Consider the following 25,135-nt stretch of genomic DNA (forward strand, 5'->3'; position numbering starts at 1 on the left):
CCCCGCCCCAGGTTCGCCCACAAGGGGATCTTCGGGCACGCCCTGCTGATCGCCGGGAGTAGCGGCAAGATGGGAGCGGCGGTACTGGCGGCGCGCGCCTGCCTGCGGAGCGGTGCCGGGCTACTGACCGCCCATATACCGCGTTCCGGCGGTTATATCCTGCAAACGGCATTGCCGGAGGCGATGGTCAACCTCGATATGAACAAGGATATTTTCACCTCGGTTCCCGACTTGAATACCTTCGATGCGGTGGGAGCCGGCCCGGGGCTCGGCCAACACATGGATACGGCGGCGGCGCTGGACCGCCTGCTGCAAACGGTGAAGAAACCGCTGGTACTGGATGCCGATGCGCTGAATATCGCGGCCTCCAACAAAGAGATATGGAGCCATATCCCCCCATACACGATCCTGACGCCCCATCCGAAAGAATTCGACCGCTTCGCGGGGGAAAGCGCCACCTCCTACGACCGCTTGCTGAAGGCGCAGGCCATCGCCTCGGAACGCAAAATATGCATCGTCCTGAAAGGCGCCTATACCGCTATTTGCACGCCCGAAGGAAACATCTATTTTAATCCGACGGGCAACCCCGGTATGGCTACCGCCGGCAGCGGAGATGTGCTGACCGGAGTTATCCTGGGGCTACTGGCCCAAGGCTATCCTCCCGAAACGGCGGCGGCCATCGGCGTCTTCCTGCATGGCACGGCCGGCGACCTGGCGGCGGCCACTGGTTCGGAGGAAAGCCTGATCGCAGGCGATATTATCGGAATGTTGGGCAAAGCTTTCAAACAACTCAAATAAGTTCGCTTTCCTTTCATCAAAAATCCGTATATTTAGCACGTATTGCCACCTAATAAGATAGGAAAAATAAAAAAGAGAAGATATGAATGTATTGGAACGCTTTTTGAAATATGTCTCCTACGAAACCCAATCGAACGGGGACACAAAGGTTACGCCCAGCACGCCCGGACAACTTGTATTGGCGAAAGAAATAGTGAAAGAATTGGAAGCGATCGGACTGGAAGAGATCACCATAGACGAGCGCAGTTATGTAACGGCGACACTTCCGGCCAATACGAAACGGAGGGGCGTGCCGCCCATCGGTTTTATAGCCCACCTCGATACAAGCCCGGATATGTCGGGGAAAGACGTAAACCCCCGCATCGTTTCCTATAAGGGAGGGGAGATCGTGTTGAACAAGGAAAAGAATATCGTCCTATCCCCGCGGATGTTTCCGGAACTGAACCATTATAAGGGGCAGGATATCATCGTGACCGACGGCAACACCCTCTTGGGCGCAGACGACAAAGCCGGCGTAGCAGCTATTATCAGTGCGATGGATTATCTGAAGAAACATCCGGAAATCGAACACGGGAAAGTTCGCATCGGCTTTACGCCGGATGAAGAGATCGGCGAAGGCGCCGACCATTTTGATGTGGCAAAGTTCGGCTGCGAATGGGCTTATACCGTTGACGGCGGGGAAATCGGCGAGCTGGAATACGAAAACTTCAATGCCGCCGTAGCAAAGATCCGTTTCAACGGACTGAACGTACACCCCGGATATGCAAAAGACAAAATGCTGAACGCCTCGCTGCTGGCGATCGAATTTGCCGGATGGCTGCCGACGGACGCCCGTCCGGAGCATACGAGCGGATATGACGGGTTCTTCCACCTGACAGACATGTCCGGATCGGTAGAGGAAGCGACGCTCTCCTATATTATAAGGGATCATAACCGCAGCTTGTTCGAAGAGAAGAAAGAACTACTCCATTCACTGGTGCAGCGGATGAACGAAAAACATCTGGGCAGCACCCATCTGGAACTGCGCGACCAATACTATAACATGCGTGAAAAGGTGGAACCCCGCAAGGAAATCGTGGAATTGGCCTATGAGGCGATGGTAACCGCAGGAGTAACTCCGAAGGTCAAGCCAATCCGGGGAGGAACAGACGGCGCCCGCCTGTCTTTCATGGGTTTACCCTGCCCGAACTTGTTTGCCGGCGGAATGAATTTCCACGGCCGGTACGAGTACCTGCCGGTATGGTCATTGGAAAAAGCCAGAGAAACGGTCATCAAGATCATTGAGTTATTACCTAAAAAATATAATTAAAAAAGAAAACAGTAGAGATGAAGACTACACCTTTTACGGATTTCCACATGGCTTTGGGTGCAAAAATGCATGAATTTGCCGGATATATGATGCCGATCGAATACAGCGGCATCATCAACGAACATTTGGCCGTTTGCCATAGCGTAGGCGTGTTCGACGTATCCCACATGGGCGAGTTTTGGGTGAAAGGCCCGGCAGCGCTTTCATTCTTACAGGATATCACTACGAACGACGTATCCAAACTACCCATAGGCAAAGCGCAATATACCTGCTTCCCAAATGAAAAGGGAGGAATCGTGGACGACCTGTTGGTCTACCATTACGAGGATGGGAAATACTTGTTAGTCGTCAATGCCGCCAATATCGAAAAAGACTGGAACTGGTGTAACACCCACAATGCCGCCGGAGCGGAACTGGAGAACGCATCCGACCGGATGGCTCAACTGGCGGTGCAGGGACCGAAAGCGATCCAGGTATTACAACGGCTGACGCCGGTCGATCTTTCCGCCATTCCTTATTACGCCTTTGCCACCGGTGAGTTTGCGGGAGTCCCGGAAGTGATTATTTCCAACACCGGCTACACCGGCGCAGGGGGATTCGAACTTTACTTCTACCCGGAAGAGGGAGCGAAGATATGGAAAGCGATTTTCGAAGCCGGAGCGCCCGAAGGCATCGTCCCGGTCGGATTGGGAGCGCGGGATACCCTCCGCCTCGAAATGGGATTCTGCCTGTACGGAAATGACCTGGACGACACGACCTCGCCGCTCGAAGCCGGCTTGGGATGGATTACCAAATTCACGGAAGGAAAGAACTTCCCCGGCCGCGCATTGCTGGAACAGCAAAAGAAGGAGGGAGTCCGCCGCAAACTAATCGCTTTCGAATTGCTGGAGCGGGGGATTCCGCGCCACGGGTACGGGATTGTGAACGGGGAAGGAGAAACCGTCGGAACGGTAACATCGGGCACGATATCTCCCCTGACGAAAGCCGGCATCGGACTGGGCTACGTCCCTACGGAATACGCCCTTCCGGATACGGAGCTTTCGATTGTAGTCAGGAATAAACCCCTCCGGGCAAAAGTCGTGAAGGCGCCTTTCCGTAAATAAGGATAAGTTCGGCGAAAACCTGCGCGAATTATCCTATCTTTGCCGTTTAATTAAGAAGTGGAATGAGAAGAAGAAATCAGGATGCCGTATTGCAAACGCTTAAGGTAGAATCCAAAAGCGAATTACTTGCTTTTTTATTGGAACAAAAGGTGAGGAAAAGCCGGAATGCCGTCAAATCGCTGCTCGCCAATAAAGTGGTACGGGTAAACGAAAAAGCCGTTACGCAATTCAACGAAGAACTAAAGGCAGGCGACATAGTGACGATCCATAAACTCAGCGCGAACTCGAACGCCAATAAACTGAAGGGCTTGACCATCCTTTACGAGGATCCCGACCTGATCGTGGTCGACAAGGAAGCCAAATTATTATCGATCTCTACCGATACCGAGAAACGGCAAACGGCTTACAGCATACTCAGCGAATACCTGAAGTCGCACGATCGGAATGCGCGGGTATTCGTACTGCACCGCCTTGACCGGGATACGTCCGGCCTTATGGTTTTTGCCAAAGACCAGGAGGTGCAGGAACGGATGCAGAAATTTTGGGATTACACGATCCGGAAACGTTCCTATATCGCCATTATCGAGGGAAACCTGGAGCCGGCCGACGGGACGATCACGAGCTGGCTGTGGGAAGACAAGAATTTCGTGATGCATTCTTCGCCGGTCGATAACGGCGGACAGAAAGCGGTTACACACTACAAGACGATAAAGGCAAATGAGTGGCTATCCATGTTGCAACTGGACCTGGAGACCGGCCGGAAGAACCAAATACGGGTACAGATGCAACAGATAGGACACCCGATCGTCGGCGACAAGAAATATGGCTCGGAGATCAATCCGATCAAGCGGATGGCGCTGCATGCAAACGAACTGGTCTTCATACATCCGGGCACTAAGGAACGGATGGAATTCAAGTCCCCTATACCGAAGAAAATGCAGGAGTTGATGAAATAACAGTGAATGAAACCGTTCTTATACCAGGTAGCATCCGTTTTTTACCGGGAGTACGGCTCCCGGGTCTATCAACTGGCTTTCGTCTTCCCCAACCGGCGCGCCGGTTTGTTTTTTCGTAAATACCTGTCGGAGATCGCCGGCAAACCGGTCNATCAAGATCATTGAGTTATTACCTAAAAAATATAATTAAAAAAGAAAACAGTAGAGATGAAGACTACACCTTTTACGGATTTCCACATGGCTTTGGGTGCAAAAATGCATGAATTTGCCGGATATATGATGCCGATCGAATACAGCGGCATCATCAACGAACATTTGGCCGTTTGCCATAGCGTAGGCGTGTTCGACGTATCCCACATGGGCGAGTTTTGGGTGAAAGGCCCGGCAGCGCTTTCATTCTTACAGGATATCACTACGAACGACGTATCCAAACTACCCATAGGCAAAGCGCAATATACCTGCTTCCCAAATGAAAAGGGAGGAATCGTGGACGACCTGTTGGTCTACCATTACGAGGATGGGAAATACTTGTTAGTCGTCAATGCCGCCAATATCGAAAAAGACTGGAACTGGTGTAACACCCACAATGCCGCCGGAGCGGAACTGGAGAACGCATCCGACCGGATGGCTCAACTGGCGGTGCAGGGACCGAAAGCGATCCAGGTATTACAACGGCTGACGCCGGTCGATCTTTCCGCCATTCCTTATTACGCCTTTGCCACCGGTGAGTTTGCGGGAGTCCCGGAAGTGATTATTTCCAACACCGGCTACACCGGCGCAGGGGGATTCGAACTTTACTTCTACCCGGAAGAGGGAGCGAAGATATGGAAAGCGATTTTCGAAGCCGGAGCGCCCGAAGGCATCGTCCCGGTCGGATTGGGAGCGCGGGATACCCTCCGCCTCGAAATGGGATTCTGCCTGTACGGAAATGACCTGGACGACACGACCTCGCCGCTCGAAGCCGGCTTGGGATGGATTACCAAATTCACGGAAGGAAAGAACTTCCCCGGCCGCGCATTGCTGGAACAGCAAAAGAAGGAGGGAGTCCGCCGCAAACTAATCGCTTTCGAATTGCTGGAGCGGGGGATTCCGCGCCACGGGTACGGGATTGTGAACGGGGAAGGAGAAACCGTCGGAACGGTAACATCGGGCACGATATCTCCCCTGACGAAAGCCGGCATCGGACTGGGCTACGTCCCTACGGAATACGCCCTTCCGGATACGGAGCTTTCGATTGTAGTCAGGAATAAACCCCTCCGGGCAAAAGTCGTGAAGGCGCCTTTCCGTAAATAAGGATAAGTTCGGCGAAAACCTGCGCGAATTATCCTATCTTTGCCGTTTAATTAAGAAGTGGAATGAGAAGAAGAAATCAGGATGCCGTATTGCAAACGCTTAAGGTAGAATCCAAAAGCGAATTACTTGCTTTTTTATTGGAACAAAAGGTGAGGAAAAGCCGGAATGCCGTCAAATCGCTGCTCGCCAATAAAGTGGTACGGGTAAACGAAAAAGCCGTTACGCAATTCAACGAAGAACTAAAGGCAGGCGACATAGTGACGATCCATAAACTCAGCGCGAACTCGAACGCCAATAAACTGAAGGGCTTGACCATCCTTTACGAGGATCCCGACCTGATCGTGGTCGACAAGGAAGCCAAATTATTATCGATCTCTACCGATACCGAGAAACGGCAAACGGCTTACAGCATACTCAGCGAATACCTGAAGTCGCACGATCGGAATGCGCGGGTATTCGTACTGCACCGCCTTGACCGGGATACGTCCGGCCTTATGGTTTTTGCCAAAGACCAGGAGGTGCAGGAACGGATGCAGAAATTTTGGGATTACACGATCCGGAAACGTTCCTATATCGCCATTATCGAGGGAAACCTGGAGCCGGCCGACGGGACGATCACGAGCTGGCTGTGGGAAGACAAGAATTTCGTGATGCATTCTTCGCCGGTCGATAACGGCGGACAGAAAGCGGTTACACACTACAAGACGATAAAGGCAAATGAGTGGCTATCCATGTTGCAACTGGACCTGGAGACCGGCCGGAAGAACCAAATACGGGTACAGATGCAACAGATAGGACACCCGATCGTCGGCGACAAGAAATATGGCTCGGAGATCAATCCGATCAAGCGGATGGCGCTGCATGCAAACGAACTGGTCTTCATACATCCGGGCACTAAGGAACGGATGGAATTCAAGTCCCCTATACCGAAGAAAATGCAGGAGTTGATGAAATAACAGTGAATGAAACCGTTCTTATACCAGGTAGCATCCGTTTTTTACCGGGAGTACGGCTCCCGGGTCTATCAACTGGCTTTCGTCTTCCCCAACCGGCGCGCCGGTTTGTTTTTTCGTAAATACCTGTCGGAGATCGCCGGCAAACCGGTCTTCTCTCCTACAATCCTAACGATCAACGATCTTTTCAACCGGCTGAGCGGCAAGCAACCCGCCGATCGCATCCGGATGTTATTCCTGTTATATGGCTCTTATATCCGCCGGAGCGGTTCGACCGAAAGTTTCGACGAATTCCTTTACTGGGGAGAGATGTTGCTCAATGACTTTGACGACGTCGATAAATATCTGGCGAATGCCCGGATGCTGTTTTCGAATGTGACGGATTTACGGCGGATCGAAACTGATTTCGGATTCCTGAATGAGAAACAAATTGCAGCCATCCGTTCGTTCTGGTCTTCTTTCCAACCGAAACGCGAAAACCCCGGACAGCAACAGTTTTTAGCCGTCTGGGAGATCCTTTACGATTTATATACGGACCTCCGTTCGGCCTTGTCGGAAGAGGGGCAAGGATACGAGGGAATGATCTACCGGGAAGTGGTGGAACACCTGAAGGAGACGGGCGCCTGCGATCTCCCCTACCCTAAAATCGTATTTGTCGGCCTGAACGCCCTTTCGGAAGTAGAGAAAACGCTGCTGAATCTTCTGCAAAAGCAGGGCATTGCCGATTTCTATTGGGACTACGACTCTCCGATGGCTGCGGATCCGGAGAACCGCGCTTCCCATTTCTCCCGGTATAACCTCTCTGCTTTCCCTTCGGCCCATCCTTTGCCCGAACGGGAAACACCGCTTCCCTCTCCCGAAATCGATCTGATCCAGATCCCTTCGAGGATCGGACAAGCGAAGCAAGTGTACAGCCTGCTGGAAAAATGGTGCGGGGAGACCGGCATGGAAGAAGAGGAAGCGCTGCGTACGGCGATCGTCCTTCCCGACGAGCAGCTCTTGATTCCGGTCTTGCATTCGATTCCGGAACAGATCCGGCGGATCAACGTGACGATGGGGTATCCGCTGGCGGGGACGCCTATCGCTTCATTGATGGAATACATCCTTGCCTTGCAGAAAAACGTGCGTTATACGGACGGGGAAGCGGCTTTCTATTTCCGGGATGTCTTGCCCGTATTGAACCACCGGTATATTTCCTCCGCCGATCCGGAAACGGCTTCCCGGTTAGCCAAGGACATCACGGAACGGAACCGGGTCTATATCCATTCGTCGGAACTGGGGAAAACGCCCTTATTATCCTTGCTTTTCGCGACTCCGCAAGGAGTCGACGAACTGTCGGACTACCTGATTTCCCTGTTAAAAGAGCTGAACCGGAGGATGTCGGCCGACTCTCCCGAAGAAGAGGAAGTGCAGCGGATGGACGACCTGGAGCAGGAGTTTGTTTATCATTACTATACGACGGTAAACCGCCTGCGGGAATTGATCCGGCAAGAAAAGATCGTGATGACGATCGATACCTATTTCCGTTTATTGAAGCGGGTAACCGACACGATCAGCATTCCTTTCCAAGGCGAACCTTTGTCCGGTTTACAGATCATGGGAGTGCTTGAAACGCGGGCGCTTGACTTCGACCGCCTGATCATCCTCTCCATGAACGAAGGCATCTTTCCTGCCAAAAAGGGCGCTAATTCGTTTATTCCCTATAACCTGCGCCGCGGATTCGACCTTCCGACTTATGAGCACCAGGACAGCGTCTGGGCCTATCATTTCTACCGGCTCATCTACCGGGCCAAGCAAATCTGCCTGCTGTATGACACCCGCACAAACGGGCTGCAGACCGGCGAAGTGAGCCGCTTTGTGCATCAACTGCGCTATCACTACCACCTGCCGATACGGGATCGCCTGGTCGTCTATCAGGTATCCTCTTCGAAAGTGCCGCCGATTACGGTAGAAAAAACCGACGTGATCCGGCACAAGCTGGAGGCGTTCCATCGGGGCGGGCCACGCGCCCTTTCCGCCAGTGCAATCAATACTTATCTGGATTGTCCGCTAAAGTTCTATTTTTCGGTAATAGAGGATATCCGGGAAGAGGAGGAAGTGAACGAAACCATCGAAAGCAGCCTCTTCGGAAGTATCCTGCACAAGGTAATGGAGTTGCTCTACCAGCGGCTTTGCGGCCAATGGGTCACGGCCGATCTGCTGCAAGGGATCCTAAAAAACACGGCCTTGCTGACCCGCACACTGGAACGGGCTTTTGCCGAAGTCTTCTTCCAATCGAAAACGATCAAACCGCTGACGGGACAGAACTATCTGATCGGCGAAATGATCCGTAAATATGTCATGAAAATTATCGAGAACGACTGCAAACAAACGCCTTTCCGGTATATCGAATCCGAAAAGCGGGTGAACAAGGAGTTCCTCCTGACGGACGGAACACCCATACAACTAAAGGGATTCATCGACCGGATCGACGAGGTGGAGGATCGCCTCCGAATTGTGGATTATAAAACCGGGGCGGGAATGACTCGCTTCTCCTCGGTCGGAAGCCTGTTCGACCTTTCGGAGAAAATGCGCTCCAAAGCAGTCATGCAGGTCTTTATGTATGCCTGGATGTACGATGGATTACGCGAAGGACAGGCGCTTCAACCGACGATCTACTATATGCGCACGCTCTTCTCCCCTTCCTTCGACCCGGCCGTCTACCAACAGATCGACCGGCAGAAGGAACAGGTCTCCGACTTTTCGTCCCTGCGCCCGGAATTTGAAGCCGGACTGCGTACTTGCCTGGATCAGATCTTCGATGCGACGACGCCCTTTGTCCAAACGCCGACCGGCAAGGCGTGCGCCTACTGCCCGTTCGCAGGTATTTGCGGGAAATAAAGGAATGACTATCTCAATCGCTTTCTTTCATAAAGCGGCCGGGAAATCACAGTATAATAAAGGATGCCCAGCAGGCAAAGGGAAGAATCGACCAGATATAAGGATTCAAAAGAGAAGATGCCGGTAATATAACCTCCGACCAGCATCCCCAATGCCAACCCGAGGTCAAATCCCAACAAGTAGGTCGAATTGGCCGTTCCCCGCCGGTTATTCGGCGCCATATTGATATAAAGCGTCTGCAAAGCCGGGAACATCATACCGAAAGCGATGCCGATCGCCAGTCCCGATAGGCAGAAATAAAAGATATTATGAATCAAGGCAAAGCCACAAAAAGCGATCACGGCGATTCCCATGGCTACCTGGTTGACATGATGGATATACCCCCGGTCTACTAATTTCCCGGAAAAGACACGTGAAATCATGATTCCGCTCGCCCAGAACAGAAAAAAGATACCCGGGTTCTTTATGTCAATCTGCTTGCCGTACTGGGCAACAAACGGGCCGATCGTCCCCCATGAAAAACAGAGTAAAAGCTGATTGAGAAAAATCGGCCAGGCGCCGGTCAGGAAGAACCGGTCGAAGGACAATTTCCCCTTCTCCCCCTTCGGACGTTCGGGCGCTTTGATCAGTGATACCGAGAAAACGCCCAGCAGCCCCATCCCTATAGCACAAAACAGAAGCCTTTCGAATCCGTAGGTCTGGTAAATATGAATAGCTAAGAAAGGACCGATAGCCATCGCGACATTCATAAAGGTTCCATAATATCCGATTCCTTCCGCACGGCGGGCCGACGGAACGACATCGATCGCCAACGTACTGGACGATACGGTGGAAATGCCCCAGGTAATCCCGTGAAGGAAGCGGACAAAGATAAAAACGCCGATCGTCACGGCATATATCGTCCATGGAGCGTTCAAAACCGAATGCGCGAACCGGTAGACAGCCTGGGACGACAGGTGGAAATAGCCCAGGAAGACAAGAACATAGCAGGCAAACCCGATAAGAAGCGTTTTCTTGCGGGAATGCAAGTCGACGAAGTAACCGGAAAAGGGACGGACGAACATCAGTGCAAGGGCGTAGGAAGCCAGGATCACACCGGTTTTCGTCTGCGGAATATATAATACTTCCGTAATATATAGCGGAATGGAAGGCATCAGGAGATTGAAGGAGCAAGCCATCAGAAAATTAGAAATGCACACATTCCAGAAACTCGCTGTCCATAGCTTCGGCCTGACCGCTTCAATTTTCACGTCTACATCTACCCGTTCATACCCCATATTGCCTTATTTCTTACGAATTTCCAAAACCTCTTTTTTGAAGGTGCAAATTTATCGATCTTATGCGAATATTCGGGAGAAGCAAACACTAAATAAACTGAATGAAAGCAAAAACGGTAATAAAAACAATGTCCTGCATGAGCATCAGTCGCCATGCAGGACAAGTTAATATGGAATCATGATCAGATCTTTATTCCAGATAAGCCAGTACCTGGTTCTTCCGAACCCGTTCCCCTTGTTTGGTTTCTATCTGAAGGATCTTGCCGGAGGCCAATGTCTTCACCGGCTCGAATCCGTAAGTCGTCTGAATGAAACAAAGCGTATCGCCCTCCTTGAACGGAGTACCGGCCACCGGAGCCGTCGAAGGGGCGCCCGTAACGTCTACCTGCCACAAGATCTGTCCGTTGACAGGTGACTGTACCGGCTTGGCGTCCGGATGTTTTGCCTGGATGGCTGCCGCATCGAAGCGGGGAACCTCCACGACTTCGCGCTTGACGACAATCGGAGTGCCTGCTTTCTCCTTGGCCTTTTCCAGGTCGGCAAGGAAACGCTCTTTGGCGATGCCGGACTTATAGTCGCGGTATTGCCGGTCGTGCATGGCCAGTTCGAACAATTCCTCATCGTCTTCCCCATATTCCCAGCCTTTCTCATCCATCTCTTTCCGGTAAGCCTCCAACGCATCGGGATATTCATCCTGCGGATTACCGGTATAGAATTCCAGGCCTTTCTCTTTGGCCAGGCGGATGATTTCGTCATCCAGCTTGCCGGGGAGTTTTCCCATCTTGCCCAGAATCATATTCCAACTGTCTTTATCAATATTGGAGAAACGGGGCTGCCCTTGCGCCAGAGCGAAAAGATTCATCAAAGCGATATTCTTCACATACTGGCTGAACGGCGTAACCAATGGAGGATAACCGAGCTTCGGCCAAACATATTCGACTTCGGAAAAGAGCTGGACAACCAACTCATCGATCGAAACTTCGGGCTTTCCGTTGTTCCGCAACGCCATGTTGACGGCCGGATGCATCCCTTTGAGGTCTGCCATCATAGATCCCATCATACCTCCGGGCAATCCGCATCCTACGAGCAGAGAGCTCATGACTTTATTGGATGGATCGATGAAATAGCCCAGAAAGTCGTCGATAAACGACTGGGTAAGCGCACGCGCCTCCATATAAGCCTTCATATTGATGTCCGGAACAGTGAATCCGGCATCTTTCAACATCGCCTGGATCGTGATGACATCCGGATGCACCATTCCCCAGGCAAGCGGTTCGATGGCTACATCCAGGTAATCCACTCCCGCACGGGCCACTTCCAGCATGGAAGCGACCGAAAAGCCGGGGCCGGTATGCCCGTGATACTGAATTGGAATATCCGGATGCCGCTCTTTCAAGGCCTTGGTCAGTTTTCCCAGGAAAACAGGGCGGCCGATACCGGCCATATCCTTCAGACAGAGTTCGTCCGCTCCGAATTCAATTAACTTATCGGCAAAACCCAGGTAATATTCGATAGTGTGAATCGGGGAAGAAGTGATACAAAGTACGGCCTGCGAAATCATTCCCGCTTCTTTGGCATATTTGACGGAAAGCTCCAGGTTCCGCGGGTCGTTCAATCCGCAGAATGAACGGGAGATATCCGTGCCTTGCGCTTTCTTTACCTTGAACATCAGCCGGCGCACATCCTTGGGCACCGGATTCATGCGAAGCCCGTTCAACCCGCGTTCCAACATATGCGTCTGTATACCTACCTTATGAAATGGAGCCGTCCATGCGCGAACCGATTTGTTCGGATTTTCGCCATACAGCAAATTGACTTGTTCAAATGCGCCGCCATTAGTCTCTACACGGGAAAAACATCCCATATCGATGATTGCCGGAGCGATTTGCACTAATTGATCGACGCGCGGCTGGTATTTCCCTGAAGACTGCCACATGTCGCGATAGACTAAACTTAATTTTATTTCTCGTCCCATAGTATGAAAATAATGTGTTTTTATAGTATTCGGTTGTGTCCTTTAATCTCTTCATTCCAAACTCTTTTCGAATAAAAAAGACTCAAGGAGACACTCACAAATATAGCACTTCCTTCCGACAAAGAAACATAAAAAAGAATATTTGTTGATTATTTGGAAAAATCGGCTCTCCGGCCGATTTTTAACAGGGAAATACGGGAAGAAAAAGAAAAGGCATTCGTTATTGAATGCCTCTTTCCCTTAGTTTCAATTGCCATTTCCAGGCGGAAGCCAAAGTATCTTCCAGACTTTCTTTGGCGGTCCATCCGAGCACCTTGTTCGCATGTTCCGGATTGGCCCAGACCTTTTCGATGTCTCCTTCGCGGCGGCCTACGATCTTATGAGGTACTTTTACGCCGGTCGCTTTCTCAAAGCCATGGATCAACTCCAATACGGAAACGCCATTACCCGTTCCGAGATTGAAGATTTCCAAATTCTCTCCGGATTTGCTTCCCAGCATACGGTCAATGGCAACCACGTGGGCTTTGGCCAAGTCTACCACATTAATATAATCACGAATACAGGAGCCGTCGGGAGTATTATAGTCATCTCCGAAAACACTCAGTTCCTTACGGATACCGATTGCTGTTTGCGTCAGATAAGGGATCAGGTTCTGGGGAACGCCGTTAGGCAATTCGCCGATCTCAGCGCTCGGATGCGCTCCGATCGGATTGAAATAGCGTAAGATAATACTTTTGAAAGGAGCTCCGGCATGCAAGGTATCCCGGATAATTTCTTCGTTGATCTGTTTCGTATTACCATAGGGGGACAAGGCCGGTTTGATGGGCGCTTCTTCCGTAACCGGCAGGATATCCGGCTGCCCGTAAACGGTACAGGAGGAAGAAAAGACAATTCCTTGCACTCCATTGGAAGGCATCAAATCCAATAAGTTTAATAGAGTTACTATATTGTTGCGATAATATTTCAACGGTTGTTGAACCGATTCGCCGACGGCTTTGCTGGCTGCAAAATGAATAATTCCATTAATCCCGGCATGGGCTTCGAAAAGTCTCCCTACGCCTTCCTTGTCTTTCAGATCCAGTTTGACAAAGGGAGGACGAATACCAGTTATTTTCTCAATACCGTCAAGGACTTCGATCGTTGAATTAGACAAGTCATCGACAATCACCACCTCATAGCCTGCATTCTGCAATTCGACTACCGTATGAGATCCTATATATCCTATACCGCCGGTGACTAAAATTTTCTTTTTCATGTTTATTATCGTTGTTAAATATAAGAATGATTCCTTCTGCTTTCACCATCGGTAATTGAAGCCGAAGCTCAGCAATTGATTAATCTGAAAGTAGTTGTCCCAGTCTTCAGTCTTTGTCACACTATCGTCAAACCGCAAGTTAACATTGATACGCGTTGAGAAGTAACGGCTAATCGCCATATTAAGGGTGTTTTCAAACTCCAAGTTTGCTTTTGCGTAATTCGTCGTGTAAACCAGACGGGAAGTCCAGGAAACATCCCGGTTAAAAGTCATAGACAAATCCATACGTACGGTCGAACCTAATTCGCTCAATGAGTTCTTAAATTCGTCCGAATCCTCTTTCTTCGCAAAACCGTGACGTCCCAAATCGAAATTCTCTCCTTTTTGAATGCTATATTTAAAGGTATAGGAGACAGGAGCCAGGTTGACGGTCAATGTCAGTTTCTTATGTCTATTATTCGCAAAAGTCTTGTTCAGGTCATATTTCATACCGATGCCGAAGTAAATCGAGAATGGAGATAACAAAGCAGACTGCTTAATTTCCGAATTCTCCTTGAAGCTTGTGAACAGTTGCGTCTTGAACTCCGTATCAAAGGTATAATACCATTTTTCAAAGGCTTTGTAACCAAGGTTGCTATGGATACGGAATAAATCATCGCCTATTTTGTAATCATGGATCGAGTCTTTCGGCGCATTATAGACCTGCTCCCGGATTTCCATTTCATTGGTAAACTGGATATTATCCCTGTTATAATTATACTTTAGATAGTTCCGGCTGAATAGATTCAGGTTACTGGTTCCCCCCTTGTACCAGTTCGGGGACACGTAGTTCTGTGAAAACTGCACCGTACTCTCAAAACCGGAAGTCCAGTATTGCCTTTCGGGAATAAACTTGACCGGCTCTCCGACATCCTCGAAGTTCGGATTGGCCTTGACTTCCGGCAATGCCGCTTCGGTAATATTCTTCCTGATAATATCCGGCTTAAGTATATCCGTCGGCAAATCGCGCATTGAATGATGGAAGAAGGCGGGATAATGATCTTCTACATAACGGAAAGCCATGTTTTCGATTTTTTCCTGCAGTTGGTAATCTTTGAAGATCGTATCGATCTTATAGAGCGGAGCAGACTGGTAGGCCGGTTTCAAAAACTGTTCGTCGTCATAGAGCTTAAAGTCCTTCGGAAGGACTTGTCCCCGGGCAATAAGAGGAAGATACAACGGGCTGACCAAAATGGTATCCTTAAAGGTCATCCGCTCATCGAATTTAGTCGATGCATCCCGTACGAACCGCGCCCAATATAAGGCTTCGGGCGATAATTCCAACTCAGGCTTTTGAACCAGTCTTAACAAACTGCGATTAACGGATTGGGGGTTTGAAGCCTTAAACGTGCGGTTCTGTTGTTCATATAAGGTACGCATGTCGTCAAGTTTGTTAAGCTCCGGGTCGCTGGGATCCATTTCCGGGATAGTGTCCGTCGTTTGCACGATCTCGTCTGTTTCCGCTAATGTGCCTGATTCGTGATTGCTTTCCTGTGCTTGTGAAAAAAAGCTGAAATTAAACGATATTAAAATGATTGCCAATATAATATAAGCTTTCCCCATAATTCTTTTCTTTTTTCCTCATTGAAGGGCAAAGATAGTCGAAAAGAATGAAATCATTCCTATCTGATTTCGTCTTTTTGTACTCTCCGGATGAATTTGAAATTTATAGTATCCAAGTTTCTTGGCTAATGGATGAATTTCCTTAACTTTGCCACTTCTAATTATAAACAAAACGATTGTGGCAAATACTAAATACATCTTCGTAACTGGCGGAGTCGTTTCTTCATTGGGGAAAGGTATTGTATCCGCATCTTTAGGCAAACTGCTTCAGGCAAGAGGGTACAAGGTGACAATTCAAAAATTCGACCCTTACATTAACATTGATCCGGGGACGTTGAATCCTTATGAACATGGAGAATGCTTCGTGACCGTTGACGGACATGAAGCCGATCTGGACTTGGGACATTATGAACGTTTCCTGAACGTTCCGACCACCAGGGCGAATAATGTGACGACCGGTCGCATTTACCAAAGTGTCATTAATAAAGAACGGAAAGGCGATTATTTAGGCAAAACAGTTCAGGTAATTCCTCACATCACCGATGAAATCAAACGGAACGTAAAACTTTTAGGCTCCAAGAACCAATACGACTTTGTGATTACGGAGATCGGAGGAACCGTTGGAGACATCGAATCGCTTCCCTTTCTGGAAAGTGTCCGTCAGCTAAAATGGGAAATGGGAAAGAATTGCATGTGCATCCATCTGACCTATATTCCGTACATTGCTGCAGCCAAAGAATATAAGACCAAACCGACCCAACACTCGGTAAAGCAATTGCAGGAGTTAGGGGTCCAACCGGATATCCTTGTTCTGCGTACGGAACATGAATTGAATGCGAACATCCTCCATAAAGTGGCGCTATTCTGTAATGTTGAAGTAGATGCGGTGATACAATCCATCGACGTACCGACAATCTATGAAGTGCCGTTGATGCTTCAAAGACAGAAAATGGATGAAATCGTATTGAAAAAAGTCGGGCTGGAAATCGGCCCCCGGCCGGAAATGAAGCGATGGAAAGAGTTTCTTAAACGTAAGTCGAATGCAACGGAGACGGTTTCCATCGGACTGGTAGGCAAATATGTCGAGTTGCAGGACGCCTATAAATCGATTGACGAATCCCTGCTGCTCGCCTCCATTTACAACGATCGGAAACTTGACTTGCGGTTGATTCATTCGGAAAAAGTAACGGAAGAAAATATCGAAGAGTTGGTAAAAGGCCTGGACGGCATTGTGGTCGCTCCCGGTTTCGGACAACGGGGCATCGAGGGCAAATTCGTCGCAATCCGTTATGCCCGCGAACACGACCTGCCTTGCTTCGGCATTTGCCTGGGCATGCAATGTATGGTAATTGAGTTCGCCCGTAATGTCTTAGGATTGAAAGACGCAAATTCGACGGAGATGGAATCCAATACGCCTTACAAGGTGATCGACTTGATGGCGGAACAGAAAGACGTGACGAACATGGGCGGGACCATGCGTTTGGGAGAGTACGACTGTACTCTGAAGAAAGGCACCAAAGTCTATGAAGCCTACGGAAAGGAGAACATAAAAGAACGCCATCGCCATCGTTTTGAGTTTAATAATGAATATAAGGAACGATTTGAAACGGCGGGCATGAAATGCGTCGGCGAAAATCCGGACACGAATCTGGTAGAAGTCATTGAGATCCCTCGCCTGAAATGGTTTGTCGGAGTACAATACCATCCGGAATACAGCAGTACGGTTGTCAACCCCCATCCGCTGTTTCTCAGTTTCATAAAAGCAGCTATCGAAAATAAACAAGCTAAGCATTCAATAAAAAGTAATGGATAAAAACACAATCATTGGCTTCTTATTAATCGGAGTCGTTTTATTCGGCTTTATGTGGTTAAATCGCCCGTCAGAAAAGCAACTCGAGGCCCAACGGCATTATCAGGACTCTATCGCTCACGTGGCGGCTACCGCCCAACAGGCAGCTGAAAAACAGCTGGCGGAGGCGGCTGCTCCGGCAATGGCGCAAGATTCATCGGCCGTATCGCCGGACTCTTTGAAATCCGTCTTCCTGCAAAACACCTATGGCATCTTTGCCAATGCGGCGGAGGGAGACGAGGAGTTTACTGTACTCGAGAACGAAAAAGTAAAAATCACATTAAGTACAAAAGGAGGACGGGTTTACTCGGCCAAGATAAAAGGATATCAAACGTATAACGGCCAACCGTTGGTATTGTTCGACGGAGAGGATACAGACTTCAACCTGTCTCTGATCACTGCTACGAACCGGGTCGTCAATACATCCGATCTTTATTTCTCCCTGCTGAAAGGAGCGGATCCCAACACGGCCGTAATGCGCCTGAAGGTAGGAGAAAGTGGCCATATCGACTTTAATTACACACTGCCTCCCAATGATTACCGCGTTAAATATACGATTTCCGCTTTGGGACTTAACGGTCTGCTGGCTCCTACCACCCGTTCTCTCAATCTGACCTGGACGCAAAAGATGCGCCAGTTGGAAAAAGGCCGCAAGTATGAAGACCAATACACCGGATTATATTACAAACCGGTCGGAGACGAAGTGGAACACCTGAACGAAACAAAAAACGACGGGAAGGAATTGAACAACCAGGTCAGATGGATCGGCTTTAAGAACAAATATTTCTCCTCCGTCCTCATTTCCGACAATGGTTTTACAAAAACGGTATTGGATTCGAAATTGCTTGAGACAGACACGGTATACCTGAAGAGTTTCCGTACGCTGGCCTCGGTTCCGTTCAATATAACAGAAGATAATACGCTTTCTTTCAGCTATTTCTTCGGTCCGAACAAATACAAGCTGCTGAACTCGTACGACAAAGGCCTTTCATCGGAACAACGGTTGGATATGGAACAGTTGGTACCACTGGGATATAAGCTGTTCCGCCCGATCAACAAATATTTTATCCTCCCGATCTTTGACTTTCTGGGGCAGCACATCGCTAATTACGGACTGGTTATTTTCCTGCTGACGCTCATTGTCAAATTCTGCTTGTTCCCCTTGACCTACAAGTCTTACATCTCCTCGGCCAAAATGAGGGTACTGCGGCCGGAGGTGGAAGAGATTAACGCCAAGTATCCTGGACAGGAACAGGCGTTGGACCGCCAGAAAGAAATAATGGATCTGTACAGCCGCGCCGGAGCCAGTCCAATGGCCGGATGCCTGCCTATGTTGCTCCAGATGCCGATCTTGATCGCCTTATACTGGCTATTCCCGACGGCTATCGAACTGCGCCAGCAGGGATTTTTATGGGCGGAAGACCTGTCGACATTCGATGCGATTGTCAGTTGGAATACGCATATTCCTTTGCTATCCACTTTCTACGGAAATCACGTCAGCCTTTTCTGTCTACTGATGACCATCGTCAATATCGCCTACACCAAGTATAATATGTCATTAACAGACACGGGACAACAGCAAATGCCGGGGATGAAGGCCATGATGTACCTCATGCCGTTGATGTTCTTGTTCATCTTCAACCAGAACTCCTCCGGATTAAGCTATTATTTCCTGGTCTCCACCTTGATAACAATCATCCAGACGATGATTTTCCGCTTCTCTATCAACGAAGAGAAGTTGTTGGCTAAACTCCAGGAAAATAAAAAGCGCCCGCAAAAGAAATCTTCCTTTATGAAGCGGCTGGAAGAGGCGCAAAAACTCCAGGGAGAACGCCTGCGCCAGCAACAACAGCAGAACCGGGGCAAAAAATAAATAGGGAAAAGGGGATAAGTTATTGAGGCTTATCTCCTTTTTTTTGAATGTCCGTTAACGCCGGCCGGAAACAACACTCACATGATCGGGTATAGTCTTTTTTTAAGAAAAAGGAATACCCGATTGAATCATCCGGCATAGACGATTGTCTATTTGCATGTAGAGAAACTAATTTTCACTGGCCGGCAAAAGATCTTTTACTGACCGGAGAAAGATCTTTCACTGGCCAGTAAAAGATCTTCATACGGCGGGTGAAAATTAGCTTGTCAGTACATTTCATTTAAAATCAGCATGCCATAACAGCAAAACCAATAGCCTTAAAAACGAATTTGAATTGATCTTTTTGACATACGTCATAAATATATTTGATCAGTAATTCAATGGAATAGATACAAAATACCCTATTCAGGGTATGCCGAAATATAAATAAAATCTATAATTTTACTCATGATTATACATATTATACATATAGGTTATCATATAATTTCACATGAACATAAATCCAAATTTGCCATCCATCCCCTTGACTGACGAGCAATTGGCTCATTTAAAAGCGATGATTAAAGACAGTACACCCCAACAATTAGCTTGGTTGTCAGGGTATTTATGGGGATTACAGCATACGTCCGGAGAAGGTGCGGAACAGGAATCGCTTTCCACTCCGGCCAACCCGAAAACGACAATCATCTCGGCTTCGCAGACCGGAAATGCAAGGAAAATAGCCGAACGATTGGAGCAATCCCTGAAGGAGGAAGGCTATCCGGTCAACCTGCAAAAGGCGGGAGAGTACAAATACAAGCAGATCGCACAAGAGAAACTGGTTTTTATCGTTACCTCGACCCAAGGCGAGGGGGAAGCGCCGGAAGAAGCCTTGCCCCTTTATAAATATCTTTTTTCTAAAAAAGCGCCCAGGCTGCCAAATCTGAAATTTGCCGTATTCGGTTTGGGGGATTCGTCCTATCAGAATTTCTGCAAGGCCGGAAAAGATTTCGATTCCCGCCTGTCCGAATTGGGCGCCTCCCGTATACTGAATCGGGAGGATGCGGATATCTCGTTTCAGGAAAAGGCCGATGCGTGGCGAAATGCGGTCGTCGAATACGTCAAAAAAAATATTCCTCAAAAGTCGATCCGCCCTTCTGCGGGCAAGCCATTGACGCCTGTGATTGAAAATAAATACGGTAAGGAAAATCCGTTTAAGGCGAAGGTCATCACCAACCAAAAAATCACTTCACGCGATTCGGAGAAGGATGTACGACATATCGAACTCGACCTGACGGGCTCCGGCCTACGCTACCGGCCGGGAGACTCCTTAGGGGTCTGGTACAAAAACGACGCCCGGCTTATCGAGGAAATACTTGAATTGTTCGACTTCCCCAAAGATACTTTAGTCACGGTACAAGAGCGGGAAATGACGCTGTTCGACGCCTTGCGGGAGCATTACGAGTTGACGCAAAACACGACCGTGATCCTTGAAAAATATGCGGCGTTCCTACCGGACAAAGCACTGGATCCGATTGTTTCGGACAAGCCGGCGGCGGTTGAATATGTTGGAAAGAATCCGCTGGTCGATTTGTTCCGCCAGTATCCGGCGAAACTGACGCCCGCCCAATTCCTGGGATTGCTCAGGCCGCTCACGCCGAGGTATTATTCGATAGCCTCCTCACAGGACGAAGTAGGCGAAGAAGTCCATATGACGGTCGGCGTCATCGATTATATAAGCAATTCGAGGGAAAGGAAAGGGGGAGCTTCCGGATATTTAAGTTCGTTGGCCGAAGAAGACGAGGTCAGCGTTTTTATCGAGCAAAATGATAATTTCAGATTGCCGGAGGATCCGGAGGCGTCGATCATAATGATAGGCCCCGGAACGGGCATCGCCCCCTTCAGGGCATTCATACAGCAGCGGGAAGCGGAGGCGGCCGCAGGCAGGAATTGGCTGTTCTTCGGAAACCCGCATTTCACTTCCGATTTTCTCTATCAATCGGAGTGGCAACTGTATCACAACTCGGGTTTGTTATCGCGCGTCAACTTTGCTTGGTCCAGGGATCAGGAGCGCAAAATCTATGTGCAGGACAAACTTCGCGAACAAGGCGCTGAAATATGGGAATGGATCAGTAACGGAGCGCACCTTTATGTTTGCGGGGATGCAAACCGGATGGCCAGGGACGTAGAATCCGCTTTGTTGGATATCATTAAGCAATACGGGAAAATGGATGGCGAAGAGGCGGAATCCTACCTGAACGATCTTCGCTCCGACAAACATTACCAACGTGACATCTATTAATAAGCCAAAGAATATGAGCACAGAAAATACAGCCCCCCTTTCGGACAACGAAAGGATAAAAAAAGAGAGTAATTTATTGCGCGGAACGATTGCGGAAGATCTGAAAGACGAGCTGACCGGCGGATTTAACGGAGACAACTTCCAACTGATCCGTTTCCATGGGATGTATCAACAAGATGACAGGGATCTGAGAGCCGAAAGGACGGAGGAAAAACTGGAACCTTTGATAAACATGATGTTGCGCTGCCGTCTCCCGGGGGGAATCATCACTCCCGAGCAGTGGCTTAAGATAGACAGGTTCGCAAGTGAACAGACTTATTACGGAAGCATTCGCCTTACAACGCGGCAAACGTTCCAGTTCCACGGAGTATTCAAGCCGAAGCTAAAAGATATGCACCAGATGTTGCATGGCATCGGGCTCGACTCGATCGCTACGGCCGGCGACGTAAACCGGAATGTCTTGTGTACTCCTAATCCGGTGGAATCGGAAGTGCATCGACAAGCCTATGAATATGCGAAAAAGATATCGGAACATCTTCTGCCCCGGACTCACGCCTATCTCGAAATATGGCTTGACGGGGAGAAAATAACGGGTCCGGAGGAAGAACCCATCTTAGGTGAAACCTATTTACCGCGAAAGTTTAAAACAGCCATCGCCATTCCTCCCCAAAACGACATCGATGTTCATGCGAATGACCTTAGTTTTGTCGCCATCGAACAAGACGGGATATTGGCAGGGTTCAATGTCTTAGTCGGCGGAGGCCTGTCTACTACCTATGGAGATCAAAGCACCTATCCGGCAAAAGCATACGAATTCGGATTCATTGAACCGAAAGACACACTGGCGATTGCGGAGCAGGTAGTAAAAGTACAGAGGGACTGGGGAAACCGGTCGAACCGGAAGAATGCAAAGACCCGCTATACCCTTGAACGGGTAGGAGTCGACGTATTCAAAGCCGAAGTCGAAAAGCGCGCCGGTGTCCGGTTCCAACCGCTCAGGCCCTACCGGTTTACGGAACGCGGCGACCGTTTCGGTTGGATCAAGGGGATCGATAACCTATGGCATCTGACTTTATTCATTGAGAACGGGCGTTTGCTGGATTATCCGGGAAGAACGTTAAAGACCGGCGTAGCGGAGATCGCAAAAATACATAAAGGCGATTTTCGTCTTACGGCCAATCAGAATCTGATTGTAGCCCGGGTATCGGAACGAAACAAGAAGAAGATCGATGCATTGGCGAAGGAACACGGTTTGTTCGATGAGCAGGTCACCCCGCAGCGTAAGAACTCGATGGCTTGCGTTGCGTTTCCGACTTGCCCGTTGGCGATGGCGGAATCAGAACGTTTTCTGCCCCAATTCACGACTCGGATCGAAGCCATCATGAGCAAACATAACGTCAGCCGGGAATTTATCGTCTTACGCGTCAGCGGATGCCCCAACGGATGCAGCCGCGCGATGCTGGCCGAGGTAGCGTTGGTCGGCAAGGCGATCGGCAGGTATAATCTATATTTAGGAGGGAACCGGATAGGAACCCGCATTCCCCGCATGTACAAAGAGAACATCACCGATGTAGAGATCCTGGCGATTTTAGACTCCTTAATCGGAGCTTGGGCGCAGGAAAGGCGCGAGGACGAAGGGTTTGGAGACTATACGATCCGGAAGGGAATCGTAAAGCCGGTCATCAACCCGGCGAAAGATTTTTATGAATGAGAAAAGGCTTGCGACATAATCGATCCCAAGGCAACAATAGAAGAAATGATAATTATCTATTGAATAACAGACAATTATCGAAAGGAAGATAAACAAAGGGTAACGATATAGAAACTAAACAATGCCTTTGAATTATTTCTTTCTGAATCAGCCTTTTATCTTGGATGTAATTCAGAATAGGTAACAGATAAGTAATGAGATAACTTCATCAATTTGCCTCGCTTTGAGCAAGTTGATTAGCTTGAGGCAAAGATAAAACTATTTTTAAAATTACACATAATCTATTCCGATGCATTGCCATTATTGTCATCTGTCTGAGATTTCAATTCTTTAACTGCTCTATCGAAATCACTTTCGTATTGCAGCATTTCCTTACGACGATATTCTTCAAACTCTTGCGTAGCCTTTTCAATAGCCTGTTTATGCGAAATCGTCCCTGCATTGCTAAGCAATGGACGATTGCCTACTGACAGCACGTCGTCCAGCTTCTCTATCCACTGCTGCATGGTCATTGAATGTTGCTCAATAGCTTGCAATTCGGCAAAATCAAAATACTGGGAGACCAATAAATTTAAGACCTGCAATTCTTTTTCCGACAGGTAGTTCTTTGCAATTTTGACATCATCCCGGGTTATATAATCCCCTTTGAAGTTGGTCATACCCACCATTGGCTTATCGGCATCTACTCTCTGATAGATTACTTCCGCTGCCGTATGTTGATGGGCGGCGTAGTGCATTTTATTTTGCACGGTGGCAAAAAACTGACGGGTAATATCGGCTCTTGGGTCATAATCTAGAGCCGTGGCATAAATGTCTGTTACTTGTTGGTACAGATTGCGTTCACTCGAACGAATATCCCTAATTCGTTGGAGTAACTCGCGAAAATAGCGGTTACCGTTACCCTTTAATCGCTCATCGTCAAGAGTAAACCCTTTTTGGATATATTCATGCAGCCGTTGTGTTGCCCATTGCCTGAACCGTGTTGCCACTTGTGATTTCACTCGATAGCCAATAGCGATAATCATGTCTAAATTATAATGCTCAATCTGTCTTTTTACCGACCGACTACCCTCCTGACGAACTAACAAGAAATACTTGTGAGTTGCTTCTTTTGACAACTCGCCTTCTTCTAAAATGCCGTTAATATGCAAGCTAATATTCTGTTGCGTAGTATCAAACAACATAGCTATTTGCTGTTGCGAAAGCCAAACATCCTGACCGTCAAAACGGACATTGACATTAGTTACTCCATTGTCGTCCTGATACAGGATAAATTGGCTGTTAGTTGGTTGAATTTTATCGTTGGACATGATTACATATTTCAAAAATCAAACATTTATCCAAAAGTGGTGTATCTCAATTTTCCCTAAATTATTCTCTCGTTCATGTAAAGATACATACCTATTGCACTTGTCAGATATTTGCTCTCGTAAGCAATCATTTGTATTCCAAAATGCTGGGAGCTCATTTACAAGATTAATTATCCAACCGTTTATTTGCTCTATCCAATAGGATGCATCATCGGACTGAATATAACCAATCATTATAGAAAAAGGTAAGGTTGAAGCATGTTTCCCTTCTTTAAATCGCTGAATTCCACCATTCCCTTTGAATTTATTCTTTGTCTTATCAACAAAAACATATTCCCTTTCATCACGTGTTCTCCCTGAATCAGGCGTGGGTAAGCGCTTGGCTTCAATCCAACAGCAAAGCGGACGGTTGCTCGCAAGATATTTGCGTCCCAGCCGGACACCTATATCAGTTTTATTTCTACCTTGCTTGCTCTGATTAGTAAATTTGAATGTTTTGTTTTCATCCAAATTTAATGTTTCAATTTTATCTTCAAAAAAACTCACCAAATCTTCGGTAATATCATCTTCTTCGTCAACTTGTTTCCCTTTGTTTGTTTTACTCAATGGAGTAAAATCAGGCAAGCTACACTCAATGAAACCAAATAAATTTTCATAAATGGGTAGAGAAGATGGAGGAATACCTGTATTATTTGAAATTATCTGCATAA

At 48.3% G+C, this 25,135-nt stretch carries 17 protein-coding genes; 11 read left to right on the plus strand and 6 right to left on the minus strand.

Annotated elements, in window-relative coordinates:
• The 7 genes from BQ8014_RS15725 to BQ8014_RS15755 all read left to right on the plus strand — a co-directional run.
• A partial coding sequence (locus tag BQ8014_RS15725) for an NAD(P)H-hydrate dehydratase (RefSeq protein ID WP_080905184.1) occupies positions 1–798 on the plus strand: 798 nt, incomplete at its 5' end.
• A gap of 82 nt (positions 799–880) precedes the next feature.
• Complete coding sequence (gene pepT, locus BQ8014_RS15730; RefSeq protein WP_080905185.1) at positions 881–2,107, plus strand: peptidase T; 1,227 nt, start codon at positions 881–883, stop codon at positions 2,105–2,107.
• Between the two features lie 17 nt (positions 2,108–2,124).
• On the plus strand, positions 2,125–3,210 hold the full coding sequence (gene gcvT / locus BQ8014_RS15735; protein WP_080905186.1) for a glycine cleavage system aminomethyltransferase GcvT: 1,086 nt from the start codon (positions 2,125–2,127) through the stop codon (positions 3,208–3,210).
• 62 nt (positions 3,211–3,272) lie between these two features.
• Positions 3,273–4,166, plus strand: a complete 894-nt coding sequence (locus BQ8014_RS15740) for an RluA family pseudouridine synthase (RefSeq protein ID WP_080905187.1) — start codon at positions 3,273–3,275, stop codon at positions 4,164–4,166.
• 207 nt (positions 4,167–4,373) lie between these two features.
• Entirely contained in the window at positions 4,374–5,459 is a 1,086-nt protein-coding gene (gene gcvT / locus BQ8014_RS15745; RefSeq protein ID WP_080905186.1) for a glycine cleavage system aminomethyltransferase GcvT, read from the plus strand.
• A 62-nt stretch (positions 5,460–5,521) separates the two neighbouring features.
• Positions 5,522–6,415 (plus strand): RluA family pseudouridine synthase, encoded by an 894-nt coding sequence (locus tag BQ8014_RS15750; RefSeq protein WP_080905187.1) that lies wholly within the window; start codon positions 5,522–5,524, stop codon positions 6,413–6,415.
• A gap of 6 nt (positions 6,416–6,421) precedes the next feature.
• Positions 6,422–9,292 carry a PD-(D/E)XK nuclease family protein gene (locus BQ8014_RS15755; RefSeq protein ID WP_080905188.1) on the plus strand — a complete coding sequence of 957 codons (2,871 nt, stop codon included), beginning with the start codon at positions 6,422–6,424 and terminating at the stop codon, positions 9,290–9,292.
• An 8-nt stretch (positions 9,293–9,300) separates the two neighbouring features.
• Here BQ8014_RS15755 and BQ8014_RS15760 read toward each other — a convergent pair whose 3' ends face one another.
• The 4 genes from BQ8014_RS15760 to BQ8014_RS15775 form a co-directional block, all read right to left on the minus strand.
• Positions 9,301–10,569: an MFS transporter gene (locus tag BQ8014_RS15760; protein WP_080905189.1), complete on the minus strand. Its 1,269-nt coding sequence runs from the start codon at positions 10,567–10,569 to the stop codon at positions 9,301–9,303.
• 190 nt (positions 10,570–10,759) lie between these two features.
• Positions 10,760–12,544: an oxaloacetate decarboxylase gene (locus BQ8014_RS15765; protein ID WP_080905190.1), complete on the minus strand. Its 1,785-nt coding sequence runs from the start codon at positions 12,542–12,544 to the stop codon at positions 10,760–10,762.
• A gap of 220 nt (positions 12,545–12,764) precedes the next feature.
• Positions 12,765–13,799 (minus strand): UDP-glucose 4-epimerase GalE, encoded by a 1,035-nt coding sequence (gene galE / locus BQ8014_RS15770; protein ID WP_080905191.1) that lies wholly within the window; start codon positions 13,797–13,799, stop codon positions 12,765–12,767.
• Between the two features lie 42 nt (positions 13,800–13,841).
• Positions 13,842–15,401: a DUF3078 domain-containing protein gene (locus BQ8014_RS15775; RefSeq protein WP_234998066.1), complete on the minus strand. Its 1,560-nt coding sequence runs from the start codon at positions 15,399–15,401 to the stop codon at positions 13,842–13,844.
• A 178-nt stretch (positions 15,402–15,579) separates the two neighbouring features.
• On the opposite strand from BQ8014_RS15775, the gene BQ8014_RS15785 reads away from it, so the two are divergent.
• From BQ8014_RS15785 to cysI, 4 genes are all read left to right on the plus strand, one after another.
• Entirely contained in the window at positions 15,580–17,214 is a 1,635-nt protein-coding gene (locus BQ8014_RS15785; protein ID WP_080905194.1) for a CTP synthase, read from the plus strand.
• Complete coding sequence (yidC, locus tag BQ8014_RS15790; RefSeq protein WP_080905195.1) at positions 17,207–19,123, plus strand: membrane protein insertase YidC; 1,917 nt, start codon at positions 17,207–17,209, stop codon at positions 19,121–19,123. Before BQ8014_RS15785 ends, yidC begins: the two co-directional genes overlap by 8 nt.
• Before the next feature lie 490 nt (positions 19,124–19,613).
• Positions 19,614–21,404 (plus strand): NADPH-dependent assimilatory sulfite reductase flavoprotein subunit, encoded by a 1,791-nt coding sequence (gene cysJ / locus BQ8014_RS15795; RefSeq protein WP_080905196.1) that lies wholly within the window; start codon positions 19,614–19,616, stop codon positions 21,402–21,404.
• 13 nt (positions 21,405–21,417) lie between these two features.
• Positions 21,418–23,115 carry an assimilatory sulfite reductase (NADPH) hemoprotein subunit gene (cysI, locus tag BQ8014_RS15800; protein ID WP_080905197.1) on the plus strand — a complete coding sequence of 566 codons (1,698 nt, stop codon included), beginning with the start codon at positions 21,418–21,420 and terminating at the stop codon, positions 23,113–23,115.
• A gap of 281 nt (positions 23,116–23,396) precedes the next feature.
• Here the strand turns inward: cysI and BQ8014_RS15805 are convergent, their stop codons facing one another.
• On the minus strand, positions 23,397–24,425 hold the full coding sequence (locus tag BQ8014_RS15805) for a virulence RhuM family protein (RefSeq protein WP_080905198.1): 1,029 nt from the start codon (positions 24,423–24,425) through the stop codon (positions 23,397–23,399).
• Between the two features lie 18 nt (positions 24,426–24,443).
• Positions 24,444–25,133 (minus strand): hypothetical protein, encoded by a 690-nt coding sequence (locus BQ8014_RS15810; RefSeq protein ID WP_080905199.1) that lies wholly within the window; start codon positions 25,131–25,133, stop codon positions 24,444–24,446.
• Positions 25,134–25,135: the final 2 nt, after the last annotated feature.

Origin of the sequence: Parabacteroides sp. Marseille-P3160 (assembly GCF_900162725.1) — a bacterium.
Classification (GTDB): domain Bacteria; phylum Bacteroidota; class Bacteroidia; order Bacteroidales; family Tannerellaceae; genus Marseille-P3160.